The 17,892-nt window shown below is 51.3% G+C and carries 16 protein-coding genes; 8 read left to right on the top strand and 8 right to left on the bottom strand.

Translation table 11 applies throughout. The features are described from left to right. Positions 1 to 22: 22 nt before the first annotated feature. The 5 genes from EL633_RS25970 (at position 23) to EL633_RS25950 (ending at position 4,340) form a co-directional block, all read left to right on the top strand. The gene (locus EL633_RS25970; RefSeq protein ID WP_126630183.1) at positions 23 to 790 is read left to right on the top strand and encodes a response regulator transcription factor; all 768 of its coding nucleotides are present in this window, start codon (positions 23 to 25) and stop codon (positions 788 to 790) included. 102 nt (positions 791 to 892) lie between these two features. Beyond that, on the top strand, positions 893 to 2,200 hold the full coding sequence (locus EL633_RS25965; RefSeq protein ID WP_126630182.1) for an ABC transporter substrate-binding protein: 1,308 nt from the start codon (positions 893 to 895) through the stop codon (positions 2,198 to 2,200). Between the two features lie 196 nt (positions 2,201 to 2,396). Next, on the top strand, positions 2,397 to 3,242 hold the full coding sequence (locus EL633_RS25960) for a carbohydrate ABC transporter permease (RefSeq protein WP_161982446.1): 846 nt from the start codon (positions 2,397 to 2,399) through the stop codon (positions 3,240 to 3,242). Between the two features lie 65 nt (positions 3,243 to 3,307). Continuing rightward, a complete protein-coding gene (locus tag EL633_RS25955) occupies positions 3,308 to 4,120 on the top strand; it encodes a carbohydrate ABC transporter permease (RefSeq protein ID WP_161982445.1) in 813 nt (270 codons plus the stop codon). Positions 4,121 to 4,136: 16 nt separating this feature from the next. Beyond that, positions 4,137 to 4,340 (top strand): hypothetical protein, encoded by a 204-nt coding sequence (locus EL633_RS25950; protein ID WP_126630179.1) that lies wholly within the window; start codon positions 4,137 to 4,139, stop codon positions 4,338 to 4,340. 30 nt (positions 4,341 to 4,370) lie between these two features. Here EL633_RS25950 and EL633_RS25945 read toward each other — a convergent pair whose 3' ends face one another. Continuing rightward, a complete protein-coding gene (locus tag EL633_RS25945) occupies positions 4,371 to 5,624 on the bottom strand; it encodes an MFS transporter (protein ID WP_161982444.1) in 1,254 nt (417 codons plus the stop codon). A gap of 524 nt (positions 5,625 to 6,148) precedes the next feature. Between EL633_RS25945 and EL633_RS25940 the strand changes: the two genes are divergently transcribed. The 3 genes from EL633_RS25940 to EL633_RS25930 all read left to right on the top strand — a co-directional run bounded on the left by EL633_RS25940 (position 6,149) and on the right by EL633_RS25930 (position 11,379). Next, positions 6,149 to 7,135, top strand: coding sequence for an aldo/keto reductase (locus tag EL633_RS25940; protein WP_126630177.1), 987 nt, complete (start codon positions 6,149 to 6,151; stop codon positions 7,133 to 7,135). A 196-nt stretch (positions 7,136 to 7,331) separates the two neighbouring features. Further along, complete coding sequence (locus EL633_RS25935) at positions 7,332 to 10,319, top strand: winged helix-turn-helix domain-containing protein (protein WP_161982443.1); 2,988 nt, start codon at positions 7,332 to 7,334, stop codon at positions 10,317 to 10,319. Between the two features lie 223 nt (positions 10,320 to 10,542). Beyond that, complete coding sequence (locus tag EL633_RS25930) at positions 10,543 to 11,379, top strand: NmrA family NAD(P)-binding protein (protein WP_126631892.1); 837 nt, start codon at positions 10,543 to 10,545, stop codon at positions 11,377 to 11,379. A 189-nt stretch (positions 11,380 to 11,568) separates the two neighbouring features. On the opposite strand, the gene EL633_RS25925 is transcribed toward EL633_RS25930, so the two are convergent. The 7 genes from EL633_RS25925 to EL633_RS25895 form a co-directional block, all read right to left on the bottom strand. Beyond that, positions 11,569 to 12,825 (bottom strand): MFS transporter, encoded by a 1,257-nt coding sequence (locus EL633_RS25925; protein WP_126630175.1) that lies wholly within the window; start codon positions 12,823 to 12,825, stop codon positions 11,569 to 11,571. 585 nt (positions 12,826 to 13,410) lie between these two features. After that, complete coding sequence (locus EL633_RS25920; protein ID WP_246039256.1) at positions 13,411 to 13,800, bottom strand: DUF4180 domain-containing protein; 390 nt, start codon at positions 13,798 to 13,800, stop codon at positions 13,411 to 13,413. Next, positions 13,797 to 14,354: a PadR family transcriptional regulator gene (locus EL633_RS25915; protein WP_126630174.1), complete on the bottom strand. Its 558-nt coding sequence runs from the start codon at positions 14,352 to 14,354 to the stop codon at positions 13,797 to 13,799. The genes EL633_RS25920 and EL633_RS25915 overlap by 4 nt, the downstream gene beginning before the upstream one ends. 250 nt (positions 14,355 to 14,604) lie before the next feature. Further along, complete coding sequence (locus EL633_RS25910) at positions 14,605 to 14,895, bottom strand: GlsB/YeaQ/YmgE family stress response membrane protein (protein WP_126630173.1); 291 nt, start codon at positions 14,893 to 14,895, stop codon at positions 14,605 to 14,607. A gap of 554 nt (positions 14,896 to 15,449) precedes the next feature. Beyond that, positions 15,450 to 16,253: an ABC transporter permease gene (locus EL633_RS25905; protein WP_281275935.1), complete on the bottom strand. Its 804-nt coding sequence runs from the start codon at positions 16,251 to 16,253 to the stop codon at positions 15,450 to 15,452. 3 nt (positions 16,254 to 16,256) lie between these two features. Further along, the gene (locus EL633_RS25900; protein WP_126630172.1) at positions 16,257 to 17,015 is read right to left on the bottom strand and encodes an ABC transporter ATP-binding protein; all 759 of its coding nucleotides are present in this window, start codon (positions 17,013 to 17,015) and stop codon (positions 16,257 to 16,259) included. Between the two features lie 11 nt (positions 17,016 to 17,026). Further along, positions 17,027 to 17,890: a pentapeptide repeat-containing protein gene (locus EL633_RS25895; protein WP_126630171.1), complete on the bottom strand. Its 864-nt coding sequence runs from the start codon at positions 17,888 to 17,890 to the stop codon at positions 17,027 to 17,029. Positions 17,891 to 17,892: the final 2 nt, after the last annotated feature.

The raw sequence follows: 17,892 nt of genomic DNA, 5'->3' as shown, positions 1-17,892 counted from the left end.
CGTGAAAGGCAGGAAAATCTCTATGACACAGGATGATCACACTGTTGTGCAAGTACTCGTCGCTGATGATAAGGCTGCAATTCGTACAGGGCTTGCTCACATGGTAACACGTATTTCTCCACAGTTACAAGTTTTAGAGGCCGCTAACGGGCTTGAAGCCTGGAAATTAATCAGTACATCTGCTAGTCTTCAACTCGCTTTTATTGATATTCGTATGCCGGGTCTTGATGGTTTACAGTTGTGCGAGCAGATACGCAAATCACCGTACACCATCAGGATCGCTATTATTTCCGCTTTTCGTGAGTTTGATTACGCTCGGCAGGCACTGCGCTTTGGGGTGGTGGACTATTTGTTAAAACCTATTAACCCCGCAGATATAACACGGCTGGTACAGGAAGTGATCGTGAATACTTCTCCTGGTGTTACATCCACCAATGGGAGTGAAGATAAAAGAACCAGTTTTGTGATCGATAAGGTTAGAGAATGGATATATAAGCACCTCGAACAGGATATAACGCTTGCAGAGATTGCAGAGTCCCTACACTATACGCCAAACTATTTAAGCGCACTCTTCAAGCGCGAAGTGGGCAAGGGTTTTCAAGAATATCTGGCAGATTGCCGGATGCAGCGTGCCGCCAGTCTCCTGCAAGAATCATCACTGCGTATGACAGATATTGCGGCGCACGTCGGTTATACAAATCCGCGTGCCTTCTCAACCACATTTAAACGTACACATAACATTACTCCAACGGAATATCGCGAAAAGTATGGAAGAAACTCTGTAGATTGACGGATGATTTCGTAGAATCACCGCGTTGTACAGGTGCTACTCTTTCCCTATACTCATTATATTAATCCTTTTTCATGCATATTTTTCGAGAGGAACCAGCTTATGACAAAGACGTTACATTCAATGACCAGGCGGGATTTTTGCGCGAGCACGCTACTCTCCGCAGGAACAATGCTTGGGGCCGGCTCACTACTCAATGCGTGCGGGAATTCTGCGTCTGGCACTGGTAGCAAAACTGTGGCTTTGACGGCGGCGTCCTGGTTTGGTCCGGATAGAGGAAAGGTTCGGACAACCAATCTTCAGGACATCATTGCTTCTTTCCAAAAAAAGCATCCGGGCGTCACGATTAAATGGAATACCTTTTCTGATTACGACACTATTATTCGCACACGTGTCGCCGCAGGAAACGTCCCCGATCTTATCGCGTTACGCCCTGGTACGTCGATGTATCCCTTTATCCAGGCGAATACCGCAGTCGATCTCTCTAATCAACCCTGGACGCAAAACATTGTTGCGAGCACGAAAGAGATTTCATCTTATCGTGGCAAAGTCTATGGCTTACCTTTAGGTGAGTCTGTTATTGGAACCGTGTATAACAAAGAAATTTTTGCTCGGCTACACCTTGAGGTCCCGACTTCGTGGGATGATTTTCTGCATGTCTGTCAGAAAATTAAGAGTGCGGGCATTATACCATTGGCTCTGGGTAACAAGGATCAATGGGTCGATCAATTAATCCCCTATGCCATGGCTCCATCAGCAATTTTTCGCGAAACCCCTGATTTTGATGTACAAATGCTTGCCGGTAAACGCACGTTCGCGGGCTCTAGCTGGAAGCAGATGATGCAGGATTATGTTGCGCTTTCCAAACAGGGCTTTGTCAATGAGGGTGCTCTGGGAACGACATATGATCAGTCTGCGCAACTGGTCGCACGTGGCAAAGCTGCCATGGTAGTGAATGGTGACTGGATCGTCTCCCCCATTCAGGCTGCTAACCCTAAAATACAACTGGGGATGTTTCCGTTTCCCTATACACAAAAAGGCAAAGCCCCCTGGGTCGCGTCATCATTATCAGGCCTCCTGGGCGTTTCAGCAAAATCCGCATATCAAAAAGAGTCTCTGGCGTTCCTCCAATACTGGGCGCAGCCAGAAAACATGTCGGAATATCTCACGTTGCAGGGGTACTATTCGAGCTTGACGAATATACAGACAAAGGTGAGTGGTCCATCGAAAGATATGATCGAACCTTTAAAAGCTGGCTCATATAATTTCCTGGATGCCCACTGGCCTGATGGTGTACAGACGGTTATGCTCAAAGATATTCAATCTGTTTTCGCCGGGAGCCTTTCTATTGATCAGATGTTGACGGATATGGACCAGGCCTATCAAAGCAACAAGTCAAAGATAGCGTAGCGTATGTGGTTTTAAACTCTATGGGTCGTTTTCAATTATACATAATCCAGGTTGGGAATGACCCTACAGTTTTAGAGAGGCATATATCTTAGTGTTACAGAACAGGTCATATAGCGCCGTAGAATCTGTACAGATACCGGCAAAACAGAAGCGGAAGCGGAGCATGCCCTTTACCTGGACCGATGGAATTTGCATTGTGCCAGCACTGCTTCTGTTCACGATATTCGTCATTTACCCCACGGTAAGTAGTGTTTATTACGCGATGACTGATTGGAATGGCATCAATGCGGACATTCATTTCAATGGGCTTACGAACTTCCAGCGCTTGCTGACCGATCGCGATGTCTGGAATGGCCTGAAAGTTACCGTTGTATTTGCCATCGCGGTGATGATTCTGCAAAATACGCTGGCCCTGGTTCTGGCGCTGGCATTGAATAGTTTTCGAGATGTGAAAGGCTTCGGAAGTGTACGTGTCTTCTTGCTTATTCCCAATCTGATTAGTGGCCTGGCCGTTGGATACATCTGGTCCTATATGTACAATCCTATGGATGGGACGGTGAACTCAGTCCTCTCAGCGGTTGGTCTCTCAGGATTCACGAGGGATTGGTTGGGCGATGGGAATCTGGCGTTGGGAAGTATCATCTTTACTTCTATCTGGCAATCAGTGGGATTTGCTATGATTATTTTCTTCGCAGGTCTACAAACCGTGCCACAAGAGTTGTATGAGGCCGCGGATATGGATGGTGCAGGCTCCTGGCAGCGTTTTCGTCGGATTACGTTCCCATTGATTGCACCCGCCTTTACCGTTAATGTCGTATTGACATTGATCGGCTCGCTTAAGGTGTTCGACATCATTTTCACTATGACCAAAGGCGGTCCGGGAACCGCGACAGAGTCGATCCTTGTCCATGTTTATACGCAGGCATTTGTCGATAATAACTTTGGGTATGCTGGTGCTATCAGCCTTGTTTCATCCATTTTCATCTTTCTTCTCTCAATTATCGCGTTACAATTTTTGAGAAGGCGGGAGGTCACCTACTAATGCAACATAGAATATCACCAATCCAACGGCCTCACAATTTTACAAGTAAGCGGATGAGGCAGGCCATGTGGAGAATTCCCTCCCTAATCATTTTGCTGATCTGGGTGGCCCTGGTGGCATTGCCATTGTGGATTCTGCTTTCGATCGCCGTGAAATCGGCGCAAGAAGAACTGACGAATCCTTTGGGATGGCCACACACCATACAGTGGGGGAATTTCACTACCGCCTGGGATTCAGCGGGTCTGGACACAGCTTTTTTCAATAGCATCATGATCACAAGTATCTCGGTAATCTGCCTGGTCGTATTTGGGGCGCTGGCAGCATATCCTCTGGCACGGAGCACCGCTACCTGGTCGCGCAACATATACTTATATTTTGTCTCAGGCTTTGTATTACCAGGTGGACTGGGGCTTGTCGCATTATATAAGGAATTACAAACGTTGGGGCTGCTTGACAATCAGTTGGGCATCATGCTATTGGAGGTTTCTGGAGGCTTGCCGTTTGTTATCTTTCTGTATACGGGCTTTATTAAAACCGTGCCCCGTGAATTGGAAGAGGCTGCATTGATAGATGGCGCGGGCCCGTTGCGTACATTCTGGCAGATTGTCTTTCCGTTGCTCACCCCCATTACTGCTACGGTGATCATTGTGAGCAGTCTGGGTATCTGGAACGATTTTTTCTCGCCCCTACTATTTTTGCAAAGCTCAGATAAGCAAACCATTCCCGTTGCTATTTATAGCTTTGTGGGACAGTACAACAATCAATGGACTAGCATCTTTTCAGCGATTGTGCTTTCACTTGTACCAATTATTGTGCTGTTTCTTGTGCTTCAACGCTACTTCATTCGGGGTATCGCAGGTGGAGCCCTCAAGGGATAATGCAATCACTATATTCATGCTTGTTATGCGTTTTGATTATTTCACGATCGCTGCCGTGCTTTGTAGCCTGACACAATTATGGGAAGGGGCAGAGAAACTGGCGGCGCAGCAAATCCCTCTCTGGCAAGACCGGCCTGTCTCCTGGAAATACCATTTCAAACAGAAGAAATGGGGGGTAATTGGCCTGCAAGAGGAGCAGGAGTGGGAGATGGCTCCGTAGAGTCCACCTCCCGGTTACTATCGCGATGTTCTAGGCATCGGCATGGCGAATGGAGGGGTTGAACGTGGCGAAGAGGGCGATCAGCGCCATGCCGCCCGCCATGATGAGGATAGTGGGTGTCGTGCCAGCGTTCTGGAGCAGGAATCCGGTCAGGGCCAGGCTGACGGGATTGGCGCTAAAGACGATCAGTCGATAGACACTGTTGATGCGGCCCTGCAGGTTATCAGGGATCAGGGCCATACGGCGACCGCGTTGCAGGACATCAAAGATGGGGCCCAGAAAGAAGAACAGTGCCAGGATGGCTCCGAGCACAAACAGGTTGGGAGCCAGGATCAGCAGCGGCATGAGGATGACCTGTGTCCAGATGGAAATGGTGGTGAGCGTGAAGAAGCTCAGGTAGCGATAGAGCAGCGGCGCCACCAGCGATCCCAGCACCCCCGCCATGCCCGATACGGCGAATAGGAATCCCAGATCTACCGTCGAGGCATGCATATGCTGTCCCAGTACAATGACGATCAACGTGCTCCCCATGGTTACCAGATTGAGCCCACACAGGATCAGAGCCAGCGAGCGTACAAAGCGCTGCTTCCACAGCCACTTCAGGCCCTCCTGGACTTCTGGTAACAGGGCTTGCCTGGCGTTGGTGTGTTCCTGCTGGAATGGCGTGCGAATAAAGAAGAGTGAGATAATGGAGCAGAAATATGAGATAGCATCGGCCACAAAGGGAAAGGCCCGACCGGCACTGAAGAGGAGGCCACCCAGCGGCGCACCGAGCAACATAGCGATATTGTAGGTTGCGATATTCTGCGCACTGGCGGCCGGAAGCTGCTCCTTCGAGACTACCTGGGGCAGGCTGGAGACCTCGGCGAGATCGAAGAAGACAAAGAGGACCCCCTCGATCAGGGAGACCAGGTACAATTGCACAATGGTCAGGTGGCCGAGAAACAAGGCCAGCGGGATGCTTGCCATGCTCACAAAGCGACCCACGTCGCAGAAGATCATCACCAGCTTGCGGTTCCAGCGATCCAACAAAGCGCCCGCTGGCAGGCTGAGAAGCAGATACGGTATAGCGCGTAGTGCCCCTGCGATGCCAGCTTGCGCTGGGGAACGCGTGAGCGCCAGAATTAACAATGGGAAGGCCAGTTGTGACACCTGCGCACCAACCCCGGAAACCACCTGACCACCCCAGAGTAGCAGGTAGTCCCGATTGCGCCACAGTGGAGGATGGGCTGGCGCCTCTAAAACCACGTCTGGCAGATTCGTCTGATTTTGATTCTGTATCACAGAGCTTATTCTTTCTTTGATAGATAGGCATAAAGAGAGCGGCAAAAAACGCACAGGAATAGACTGTGCGGAAACGCGTGTGGAAAAGCGCGTCGTAGAGTGGTTGAGGACATAATCCAGCAGGCGAACTGATAGCACGTAGCGTTAGGCGATACATGGATGTGCTACCGTGTTGCTACCATACCTGGCCAGGAAAGGATGCACCAATGTTTTTGGAAAATGAAATATGTCGCATCATCATGCTCCTTTCTATGAAGAAAAAGAAAACGTTTGCCTGACGCAGTATACCATAGCAGCGTGCTCGTTGCTAGCGTCAGAATGACATTGTTGGGTAAGTTTTGGCGCAAAAAGGTGTAGAAGGGTAACTCTCATCGCGTGGTCGCCCCTTTTTTGTGCGTGAAGAGGGATACGTCCAGGAAATGCTACTTTCGCAGGATGTGTATGGGAAGTGGGGCAGGTTAAGATAAGGGCACACCTGAAACGAAACGCAGGCAAGCAAGCAAGTCATGAAAGGGAAAAAGTGAATGCAGAAGGTATTGACACGTACACTGGGTAAAAGCGGAATAGAGGTTAGTGCGCTGGGTCTGGGTTGTTGGGCGATCGGTGGTGAGTGGACGTTTGATGGGTTGCCAGCCGGCTGGGGCCGTGTGGATGATACAGAGTCGCTGCGCGCCCTTGGATGCGCGCTCGATCTGGGCGTGACCTATTTTGATACGGCCGATGTTTACGGCTGTGGCCATAGCGAACGTGTTCTGGGACAGGCTCTGTCTGGTCACAGAGAAGAAGTGGTTATTGCGACCAAGTTTGGTCTGGTCTTTGATGAACAGACGCGGCAGGGAGCAGGTGAGAATCTCACGCCAGACTATATTCGACGCGCCTGTGAGGCCAGTCTGCGGCGCTTACAGACCGACTATATCGATCTGTATCAGATGCATAGCACGCCAACCACCAGGACCGAGACCGAGGATGTGTTGGCGATGTTGGAAGAACTGGTCAGCGCAGGCAAGATCCGCTATTATGCTTCCGGTAGCGAGGATATGGAGGTCGCGCGCACCTTCGCGCAGGGGAAACATGTGACGGCTCAGCAGCAACAGCTCAACGTCTTTGGTGGCAACGATGAACTGATCGCGTATTGTGAGGCGCAACAGCTGGCGATCATTTGCCGTACCCCGCTGGCGATGGGCCTGCTGACCGGCAAGTACCAGGATGCAAACACTCTGCCAGCCGATGACGTGCGATTGCATACTCCCTGGTGGGAATACTTTAAGGCTGGTCGGATGCAGGAATGGATCACCCGCGTCGAGTCTCTGCGCAACATCCTGAGCTCGGATGGACGTACGCTGGCCCAGGGTGCGCTCGGCTGGATCTGGGCACGCAGCAATGAGACGATCCCTATTCCCGGCTTTAAGACAGTGGCCCAGGTCGAAGAGAATGCCGCCGCGCTACTCCTGGGCGCGTTGAGTCAATCGCAGATGCAGCAGATTGAAGCTTTGCTCAAACCAACCGTCTAGCTTAGAAGTAGCTCGGCACCTGGTGCCGAGCTGCCTCCCAGAGTCGCTTCAGAGAGGAGACTGCGCTGTCGTTTCTATAAGGGGTGGCGAGATTGGGAAGCATGCCCATTGACAGCAACTCAGTGGAACAGTTATGCTTTTGGTAGAATAAAATTTCATGGTGGGCGGATGGTGGGAAGCGAGGATGGGGGAGATTATGGCAGGTAAGACACCACGGGTAGAGCACGAATTCCTGGTCGTGCCGACGGAGAAGCGGGCGCCTGTGCGCATAGGATCGCGACAATGGTATGCATGGTTGTCCGCGGAAGAGAATACCTCATTTTTCTTCACCCATGAATCCGGATCGTTTACCGCACGCAAAGAGCAGAAGCTGCGGGGTGGACGCTACTGGATCGCCTATCGAAGCCAGGCGGGCAAGCTGAGCAAGATGTATATCGGTCGCAGCGAGAATGTGACCGCGGAGTTGCTGAGCGAGGTTGCCGCGCGCCTGACGCAGCAGAAAACAAGCGTTGATCAGCAACCGCTTCCCTCCCTCGCGCTCAAAACTGCAAGTTTAACCCCGCCAGCACTGTCTGGACGTGCCGCGACCTTACTTGAACGGGCGCACTTATTGACGCGGCTGGATGAGAGCCTGCGCGTCAAGCTTACCCTGGTGACCGCCCCGGCGGGCTTTGGAAAGACAACCCTGCTTGGCATGTGGTACAGACGCTACCAGCGCCAGCGGGGCAACGCACAATCGATTGGCTGGCTCTCGCTGACTGAACGAGACAATGACCCGGTTCGCTACTGGAGCATGCTCTGGCGCGCCCTGCGGCAGGATGACGGCCGCGATAGCACGGTTGCTCCCATCGCTTCGACGCCACAGATGTCCATTGAACACCTGCTGAGCGTTGTCCTGACCGGACGGCATCGCCGCGTCCTCATCATTGACGACTATCACTTGATATCCGATCCCCGCATTCACGAGGGCATGGAGTACCTGCAGGCTTCTCTGCCCTCTGACCTGCATCTCATCATTTCCAGTCGGAGTGAACCACCTTTGATGATAGCCCGGCAGAGGGTGTATGGCGATCTCTGTGAGCTGCGCGCCAGCGATCTCAAGTTGACTGGTGGGGAGATTGACCGTTTCCTGAAGGACGTGAGTGGCATCACACTTTCCAATGCTGAACGGACCTTCCTGGAACAGCGCACCGAAGGTTGGATTGCGGGCCTCTCTCTTGTTGGGCGTGTGCTCCAGGGACAGCAGGACACACAAACCGTGCTGGCACAGTTCCGCGGGGACCAGCGTGAGCTCTTCAGCTATTTTGCCGAAGAAGTCTTTGTCCGACAGCCGCAAGAGGTGCAGCACTTTTTACTCTTCACCGCCCCGCTGCCAGTCTGGACTGTGGAGCTCTGCGCGGCTGTGTTGCGCAAAAGCGAGTGCGAGATCAGAAATATCCTCATGACGCTTGAGGGCGATAACGTTTTTCTCATCCCGCTGGACAGGCAGCAGGGCGGCTACCGTTACCATCCCCTCTTTGCTGAATTCCTTCAAGAAAAGCTCATGCAACGCAACCACGAGGAGCGTGCTGCGCTTCAGCGGAGGGCAGCAACCTGGTATGCGCAGCAAGGGATGTATGATGAAGCTATCGAGTATACCCTGGCGGCCCATGATCCACAGGAAGCTGGTCACCTTATTGAACGGATTGGCGAAGAGCTTATCTGGCGTCGAGGAGAAGTTGGACAGTTGTTGGCTTGGTTACGCCAACTGCCGGAAGCTAGTCGTGCCCAGAACCTTTATTTGCAATTGCTTAACGCCTGGGCCCTCCTGCTGGGTGGAAATGAAGGCATTGAGCAGGTAGAAGGGCTGGTGAGTGTGCTCGAAAGCCAACTGACCAGGGAGGCAGATACACGTGTTTCACGGGGTGATATTACCGCCTTACGCGCCCGCATCGCCGCCTTTCGCAACGACGTCTTACAGGTCATCTCTTTAGGTCAGCAGGCCCTACACGAGCTACCACAGGAGCGGGCGCTCCTGCGTGTGGACGTGGCCTTTTCAGTGGGTGGACTTCATCTAGAGCCAGACGAGAGGTATCGCCAGCTCTCGCAGGCGTGGCATCTCAGTCTGGCGCTGGGCAATCTACGCACCGCCATGTTTGCCAGCCGCTACCTGGCACAGACCTGTCTTATGCAGGGACGACTGGATGAGGCCGCTGCTATTCTGCAACAAGCTCTCCACAACGCGGGCGCGCATGACGCGTGGACGCGTGTGCCCGCGACGGGCATCGTTCATATCGGGCTGGCAGAACTCCTATATGAGTGCAACGACATCGAGGCCGCCCTCTACCACGCCCGGCTGGGAATGCAACTGGGTGAGCAGAGCGGGGAAATCAAAGTCATCCTCGCGGGCTGTTGTATTCTGGCGCATATTTTTGCCGTCAAAAGGGATTTTGAGCAAGGATGGCAGCAGGTGAGCAAGGCCCATCAGGTGGCGTCGCTGGGCAGGGTTCCCTGGTTGCGGGAATATATCGCTTCCAGCGCCAGCCACCTGGCCTGGCAACAGGGGGACGCCATCGCGGCGAAACGGGCGTTGCAAGCTATCGATAGCGACTGTGTAGAGGTATTCGAGCAGCGTCCACCACTGGAGCAGCCCATTGAACGTCTGTTACTGGCGCGCCTGTTGCTGGAAGAGGGACGATACCAACTCCTGGTCACGTTCCTGGCTCCACTTGTCACAGAAGCGCGTAGATGGAAGCATCTCAACACATTGCTTTCCGCGCAGACATTGCAGGCTATCGCCCACTATGGTCTGCATCAGCCGCGGCAGGCAGCACAAATCATGAGTGAGGTGCTATCGCTGGCGCAGCAGCAGGGATGGATACGCCTTTTTCTCGATATTGGATCACCCCTCCAAAAGATGCTGGAGCGCATAGAAATTACGGGGCGTACCGGGGAATATGCGCAGCGCTTGCTGACAGCCTTTCATACCAGTGATCCGGCAGAAAAGGATCGCTCAGGCTTGAGCGAACGGGAAATTGAAGTATTACAATTGCTCGCCACCGGCCTGTCCAATCAGGAGATCGCAGACGCCCTGGTGGTGGCGGTGAGCACCGTCAAGGCCCATGTCAAGCATCTCTGTCAGAAGTTAGATGCGCGTAATCGACTCCAAGCCGTAGCACAGGCACGAACACGTGGTTTGCTGTAAGTTTGTTGGCACAAAATGAAGAGCAATGAGTGACTTTCGGTCCTTGATCAGTGGGACAGATAGCGTTGAGCGTGTCGGTTTCTGCCGGTCGCTAAGTTACACGTATTGGCTCTTGAGCTTCACGTTACGTAAAGCTTTATACTCTAAATAGAACAGCGAAAGTGTAGATGCTGCTCTGGTGATTTATAGAGATTGAAAGGATTATAGCTTTATGTGTGAACAAATGGGTGATAGATATACTGATCAATTGGTCCTGGTTCTGGGGGGGACGGGGAAGACTGGTCGCAGGGTGGTAGAGCAACTACGGGTGCGAGGGGTGCCAACGCGAGTGGGATCGCGTGCTCATGATCCGGCGTTCGATTGGGCGGATCAAACGACCTGGGATGGCGTGTTGCGAGATGTGAAGTCGGTTTATGTATCTTTTTATCCGGATCTGGCGGCTCCGGGTGCGGTTGAGGCGGTTCAAACCTTTGCTAATAAGGCGGTGGCGCATGGCGTGCGGCATCTGGTCTTGCTCTCTGGTCGAGGGGAACAGGAGGCGCAGCTCTGCGAGCAGGTCATCCAGGCGGCTGGCGTTGACTGGACGGTTGTACGGGCAAGCTGGTTCAATCAGAATTTCAGCGAGGGGATGATGCGTGAGACGGTCCTGAGTGGTGAGGTTGCTTTACCCGTCGGCGATATGGGTGAGCCTTTCGTGGATGCTGATGATATCGCCGCAGTGGCGGTGGCGGCTTTGACCGAGGCAGGACATGCCGGTCAGCTCTATGAGGTAACCGGTCCTCGACTGCTCACCTTTGCCAAAGCTATGCAGGAGATCAGCCGCTTCTCCGGTCGTACGGTCCGCTTCATGACCATTTCGGCGGAGCAATATGCGTCTCTGCTCAGAGAGTATGGTGTGCCACAGGAAGAGATAGCGCAATTGATCTATCTCTTTACCGAGGTCCTGGACGGACGCAATGCGCATCTCACGGACGGTGTCCAGCGCGCGCTGGGTCGTCCTCCACGAGATTTTGCTGACTTCGCACGCGTCGCCGCTGCTGCGGGAGCCTGGAACAGATAGAGCTGATCCAGGCAAGGGATGACCAGGAGGATTGATCAGCTCCTGGTTTTCCTGTATCCATAAGGCTAACAACTGATATTTCATTCTACGTTTATAAGTAAATATTTTGGTGGAGAAAGCTATCTTTCTCAAAGATGCTTTCTTCCTCTAGTTAGAGCTGTCCTGCTATTTTAAGCCATGATGGGTTCTTCATTGCCCATGCTGTACGGGTTGTTCCCGCAAGGAGGAGAGTGGTGAGAAGAAGACCCAAAGAAAAGCCAGAAGCATGCCAATGCTTGAGAGTATGACGGTTGGAAAAAGCCCAATTGCTTCGCCGACAGCACCTCCCAAAATGGAGCCAATCGGTAAGGTACTACAGATAAGAAAGCGCATACTGGCGTTCAAGCGCCCCTGAAGGTATTCAGGAAGAAGACCCTGGCGGAAACTCACCTGCGTGATGTTGAATATGATCAGCGTCAAACTCTGCACAAACCAACTGAGTATGAGAAAGGGAGTAGCCATCATCGTTGAAACACCTGCTAAGGGAAGAAACAGACTCCCCACACCAAAGAAGAAGGCAGATACGATAATGGTCGGACCCACCCCAAAACGATCAGCAATCCGTTTGGCGAGAAAAGATCCCGCTAAAGCTCCCACACTTCCCATCGAGAGAACAAAACCATACATGACGGGTGCTATTTTGAGATCACGAACGATATAGAGAACCGCAATGCTCAGAAACGCACTGTTGAAGAGATTGATGGTTCCATTGCATGCGGCAATCGACCAGAGAACACGATGATGGAGAACAGACCTTAATCCCTCACTGATCTCCTTGAAGACAGCCAACTCTGTTTTCTGGGGAACTTTCCGCAGTTCTGGTTTCTTAATCCTGGAAAGAAAGAGCGCGGCAACGAGAAATGAGCACGCATCAATCAGCATGGCGAGGGGAGCGTTAAGCCATTGGACAACCAGGCCCGCAAGTCCAGGACCAACGATCTGTGCACATGCGTGGCTCATCTCCAGTTTCTCATTTCCTTCAAGTAAATGTGTGTGTTCAACGAGCGAGGGAAGATACGCTTGATACGCAATCTCAAAAAAGACGCTCAGGCATCCGCTGAGGAGGGCAATAGCATAGAGGTATTCCAGGCGTAACAGATGCAGGAATGCCAGGAATGGGATAGTTCCAATACTCACCACCTGCCCAAGACTTGTGATGATAAGCACCGGCCGGCGTGGAAACCGATCAACGATCACACCAGCAAACAGGCTCAAAAACACCATGGGAGCAAAAGCTAAAAATGAGAGTACTCCCATTTGAATTGCTGTGGCGTGCAATATGAGTGCAGCGGTAATGGGTAGGGCAAATGCGGTTACTTGTGAGCCAAACGCAGAGATGGTCTCTCCTGTCCAGAATTTGAGAAAGTCTTTGTGATGCCATAATCCTTGTGGCGGAAAAAAGCGCATAGCATACTCCTTGAAAAGAGGAAAAAGGTATGAGTGAATTGGATTACAGCACGGTCTTCACGCACAAAAAGCCGTGGTCAAGGCAAACGTCACCCGTGGGTTCTCTCTTTTCAAGGTGTTTTTTTGGGTTTAGAGGTTCTCGAAAAAGGGCAGAGTGCGACCATGGGCGACGGCACAGTTATCGATCAGCCATGGTGCGCCATGTCCCCACCGCGTTGCATGGTCTGTGGTTTGTGTCATACGACCCAAAGTGCTCCTCCTTCCTGAATAGAATTTTTTGTTTTGACGGAGAGAAAAAAAGCTTTAAAAGGTAGCATATATTTTGCGTTCTTGTCAGCGCTACTCATTGTAAAGCTGGCTGACACTACGCCAAATGTGCCTTATGCTTCATATTATATGGTATAGATCCATCCAAAGGGAAGGGATCAATGAAGAAATAAGCAACTTTTTCGCTGATTCTTCCTGCTCTGCTACTTCTGAAAATCTCAAGTAGTTTTCCTGGCTATGCAATTACGCTTGTATAATCAGCTAAGGCAGTGATAGAAGTGGGTGGCAAGTCACAGATATGGTACCCTTGCCACAAGCTTATTGACATTCACGTTGCTGCATATGTTCCAGGCGCGCGGCCAGTTCCGTAAGATCCTTGAGAAACCAGATCTGGGTGCCACGATTCGTTTCGGCGACAAAAGCTTTGAAGGCGCTACTCTGTTCCACATAGCTGGAGATATCGCCCAGGATTACGAGTCGCTTTCTATAGGTCACAAATTTCTGGATGATGTGACCCGCCAGCCGGTTTTTAAGCTGAAAGAAATTAGCGTCAAGTCGCTCCACGGGCATGAGAATCCAATCGACGCCATGGTACATGGTCTCACCAATCAGTTCCACAGCCTCGGATTCGCCTGTCAGCTTTTTCCCATCTGGCGCGCAAACAAGCATCTGCACACCCTGAATAGTCGTTAGTGTGTCAGCCATCATCCCTCCTCAGACTCTGCGTTCATTCGCGTCAGTTCTGTGCGTACAGATTGCGCCCATGTGAGTTCATGTTCATAAAATGAGAGCCAGTTGCGCTCAATGCTTTCCCAGAGAAAGGTCTCGCGTGGCGTTCTCCGTGGTGCTTCCTGGCGCCGGGCTAGCTCGCGAAAGATCAGCAATTGCATCTGCAAGTGTTCCTCATAGCTTTGAAGCAAGGCATCTAAATCCTCATATGGAAGTTGATCAGCCCAGGCCAGTTGAAGAAGGAGAGCATTCTTCTGGACAGGTGCGTCCGGCCTCGACTGCACCCAGCTCTTCAGCGTATCCCATCCTTTTGCCGTCAGGCTATAGACTTTACGCGGCGGTCGCGTACCCTGAGGCTGCACCTCTACAGATACCAGGCCCTCCTTATGCAATTCCGAGAGTGGTGTGTAGATCTGATTGCTATTACCCGACCAGAACAGCGTCGCTGAATCAACAAACAACTGCTTAAGCTCATAACCAGTCAATGATCGCCAGCTCAAAAAGCCCAGAAGCACATATTTGATTGACATCATGCAGCTCCACAAAATCTTCCTGTTTCACACAATATAGGTTAGCAGTATCATAGGTTACTGTTAACCTATGATACTGCTAACCTATATGCTTGTCAACCGCTCTATGGCATCGGACCAGATCTATTAAGTACCCGCAGTTTCGTTGAGGAAGGTGATTACTGATCCCCAACGTAACGATCAGTTCGCTTTTCCTGTTGATGCTCCATCCATCAAACATTCATGCGTGTTTGTGTGTTTATCCAGTTGGTATTTACATACTTGTTGTTGATGTGGTGCGTCCTTTGGTGGCCATATGTACAATAGCGACCACGATAAAGGCACCGATGGTCGCGAAGAGTAGTATACCCACGAAACCGAGACTCATATGAGGGATTAATGCTCCGGCGATAAAGCCGAAAATGAAGAGACCCAGGATGCTCCCGATCAGACCGATCGCCGCATCACCAAGAAAACCGAAGCCGCGTCCTGGCATGGCGAGCCCCAATGCTCCAGCTATCAGGGCGCCCAGCACAATAACGATTACCCAGAAGAGAATCTGCATAGCGAGTCCTTTCTCATAATAAAGTTATAGGTGAGATTTAGTCAATAAAATTGATAGATATGTATATTTAATAATACGAACTGCAGCGAAAATATGGATTCAAAATTGATGCTGTTACAGGTTAAGTGATAAGCTGATCGAATGGGTAATAAATAACATTCCAGCCCTTGTATGGACAAATCATTTTGGGCTTTCAATGAGTTCTATTGGAAAATTCGACTAGTAACAGCATCTATGAGTACCTGAGAGGTTGGCTTACTTTTTCTGTTGAGGATATCGATCCAGAGGTAGAAAGTCAAAACGTAACGCATGCCTGGAAGCATTTGTTAGCGAATTTTAACTCAAACTCCGCTAACTGCTTACTCAGGTGAAATCTTTGTGTAGCGCTAAAAATTCTTATAGACATTCGTGAATCTGGCTGGATATGATCATTATGCATACCATGTTCATATCCAGCCAGATTGAGTGATCATCTGAAAAAACGTTCAGAAGAGAACGAGGGAGCTAAGACTAGCGCTCTATTGTGAGAGCCTGCTCGCACCCATAGGATCTATTTACACGCGCTTTTGATAGGCCCTCATCGCAAAGATGTAGGCCACCACCAGAATTCCGATGCACCAGGCAAGAGCGATCCAGATGTTGTGAGACACTGGCTGATTAGAAAGTAACGCACGGATGGTTTCCACGATCGCCGTCACTGGCTGGTTTTCAGCAAAGACCCTGACGACAAATGGCATCGACTTCGTAGGCACAAACGCCGAGCTGATAAAGGGCAGGAAGATCAGCGGATAGGAAAAGGCTGTGGCGCCGTCTATCGATTTGGCGCTCAATCCAGCAATCACCGCCACCCAGGTTAACGCCAGCGTAAACAATGCGAGGATGCCGATGACGGCCAGCCATGACAGGATCCCCGCCGGCGAACGAAACCCCATCAGTAATGCGACGAGGATGATCACGACCAGCGAAAGCGCGTTGGAGACCAGCGAGGTCAAGACATGTCCCCACAGCAGAGTGGATGGAGCAATCGGCATGGAGCGAAAGCGCTCAATAATTCCCTTTTGCACATCAGTAAACAACCGGTATGCCGTATAGGCTATGCCGCTCGAAATTGCAATCAATAAGATCCCAGGTAATAAGTAATTGACATAATTGCCTGTCCCGGTTTGAATAGCGCCACCAAACACATACACGAACAGCAACATCATCGCAATAGGCGTGAGCGTGACCGTAAAGATGGTGTCCACACTACGGAAAATGTGACGCATAGAACGACCAAGCATCACGTTCATATCGCTGAAAAAGTGGTTCTGTATCCGGGTTTCCGAGTCGTTCCTCTGTCCCGTTTGTATCATTCCCATGTCCTATTTCTCCTTTTTGCCAATGATGGCCAGAAAGATCTCTTCCAGGGTTGGTTGTTTTTCCACATACTCCACCTCAGCCGCTGGAAACAGCTTTTTGAGCTCCGTGAGCGTGCCGCTGGCGATGATCTTGCCCTCGTGGAGAATGGCGATGTGATCGGCAAGCTGTTCAGCCTCATCCAGGTACTGCGTGGTCAGAAAGACGGTGATGCCACTATCAGCCAGCTCCTTCACCATTTTCCATACTTCGATGCGCGCCTCGGGATCAAGGCCGGTGGTCGGTTCGTCCAGAAACAGGATTGGTGGTGTTCCCACCAGACTCATAGCCAGATCAAGCCGTCGGCGCATCCCGCCTGAGTACGTCGATGCCCTGCGTTTTGCGGCCTCGGTTAAACCGAAGCGTGTCAGCAACGCGTCGGCAAGCTGGCGCGGATTTTTGAGGTGGCGGAGCCTGGCGATCATGATCAGATTTTCTTGCCCGGTCAACATCTCGTCCACAGCAGCAAATTGTCCGGTCAGGCTAATTACTTGTCGCACATTGCCTGGCTTTAAGGCCACATCAAATCCGTTGACGATAGCCGTGCCGCCATCCTGCTTGATCAGCGTGGTGAGGATTTTGACCAGCGTGGTCTTGCCCGCGCCATTGGAGCCAAGCAGGGCAAAAATGCTGCCCTGCTCCACGTTGAAATTCACGCCTTTCAAAACATCGAGACTCTTGTATGATTTCTGCAGGTCTTTAACCTGAATGGCAGTTTTTTGCATAATCTTTTTCCTTATGAGAGAATGGTTACTTTCGATACATCGGCTCCCACGCCTTTGAGCGCAGCATACGTTAACTTATCCATCATCGCGCCGTCAAAGCGAATGGATTGGATGGCACGCTTCAGAGACCAGATGCCTGTCTGGCGGAAAGACACATTTTTGAGGGTCGCGCTTTGAAACGAAACATCCCTCAGTGCCGCAAGGTCAAACGAAACGCCAATAAAGGTCTGCCCATCAAGTCGCTGGCCGCTCAGGTCGGAATAATGGAAGTCCACGCCGAGAAAAGTACAGCTTTCAAAGGTTGTTTTGCGCAGGTCGGTCTTTGTAAAGTTGATATCCGTCAGCTTGACGCCGATGAATTGTGCTCTTTCTAGCCCTGCTGTGCTGAAGTTGGTGCGCACCAGGATGGCTTTACGGAAGTTCGCATCCCTAAGGTCAAGGGCGGAGAAGTCGCAATCGGTCAGATTGGCGCCCGCAAAATTGGCTTCACGCACGTCACTGCCCCGAAACGAACTCCCGGTCAGGTCTGCGCCCGTAAAGTCAGAGCCGCGCAACGCGCTCCCTTTAAAGTTGCTTTTATGCGCGGTCACACCCGCAAAGTCGCTCTGTGGCAGATTGCTTGCACTCAAGTTGATGGACACCTGCCGCTCCAGCGCGTGGGAGAGGTTGGCGACCTCCTGGACGGTTTGCTCAATGTCGCCGATACTCTCAATGGTCATGGTAAAGGCGGTTTCATCATCTTTGCCCTCGGCCTTGAGTTCACGGAAGCGTTCCTGCAAATCAGAGAGCAGATCAGCCTTTAATTCGGTCGCGCTTTTTACTTCATCATAGGGAGCAAAAACGCCGTTGACATAGTTGGTCAATTTCTCATTCATAA

The sequence above is a fragment of the Dictyobacter alpinus genome (genome assembly GCF_003967575.1).
Classification (GTDB): domain Bacteria; phylum Chloroflexota; class Ktedonobacteria; order Ktedonobacterales; family Ktedonobacteraceae; genus Dictyobacter; species Dictyobacter alpinus.
This window is presented reverse-complemented; position numbering and strand designations above follow the sequence as displayed.

Excerpts from the sequence above, each read along its gene's own strand:
- EL633_RS25900 (WP_126630172.1), bottom strand. The coding sequence starts at position 17,015 with ATGCAAAAAACTGCCATTCAGGTTAAAGACCTGCAGAAATCATACAAG.
- EL633_RS25910 (WP_126630173.1), bottom strand. The coding sequence starts at position 14,895 with ATGCAGATTCTCTTCTGGGTAATCGTTATTGTGCTGGGCGCCCTGATA.
- EL633_RS25925 (WP_126630175.1), bottom strand. The coding sequence starts at position 12,825 with ATGCGCTTTTTTCCGCCACAAGGATTATGGCATCACAAAGACTTTCTC.
- EL633_RS25950 (WP_126630179.1), top strand. The coding sequence starts at position 4,137 with ATGCTTGTTATGCGTTTTGATTATTTCACGATCGCTGCCGTGCTTTGT.
- EL633_RS25920 (WP_246039256.1), bottom strand. The coding sequence starts at position 13,800 with ATGATGGCTGACACACTAACGACTATTCAGGGTGTGCAGATGCTTGTT.
- EL633_RS25915 (WP_126630174.1), bottom strand. The coding sequence starts at position 14,354 with ATGATGTCAATCAAATATGTGCTTCTGGGCTTTTTGAGCTGGCGATCA.
- EL633_RS25930 (WP_126631892.1), top strand. The coding sequence starts at position 10,543 with ATGGGTGATAGATATACTGATCAATTGGTCCTGGTTCTGGGGGGGACG.
- EL633_RS25905 (WP_281275935.1), bottom strand. The coding sequence starts at position 16,253 with ATGGGAATGATACAAACGGGACAGAGGAACGACTCGGAAACCCGGATA.
- EL633_RS25940 (WP_126630177.1), top strand. The coding sequence starts at position 6,149 with ATGCAGAAGGTATTGACACGTACACTGGGTAAAAGCGGAATAGAGGTT.
- EL633_RS25895 (WP_126630171.1), bottom strand. The coding sequence starts at position 17,890 with ATGAATGAGAAATTGACCAACTATGTCAACGGCGTTTTTGCTCCCTAT.
- EL633_RS25970 (WP_126630183.1), top strand. The coding sequence starts at position 23 with ATGACACAGGATGATCACACTGTTGTGCAAGTACTCGTCGCTGATGAT.
- EL633_RS25965 (WP_126630182.1), top strand. The coding sequence starts at position 893 with ATGACAAAGACGTTACATTCAATGACCAGGCGGGATTTTTGCGCGAGC.
- EL633_RS25955 (WP_161982445.1), top strand. The coding sequence starts at position 3,308 with ATGTGGAGAATTCCCTCCCTAATCATTTTGCTGATCTGGGTGGCCCTG.
- EL633_RS25935 (WP_161982443.1), top strand. The coding sequence starts at position 7,332 with ATGGCAGGTAAGACACCACGGGTAGAGCACGAATTCCTGGTCGTGCCG.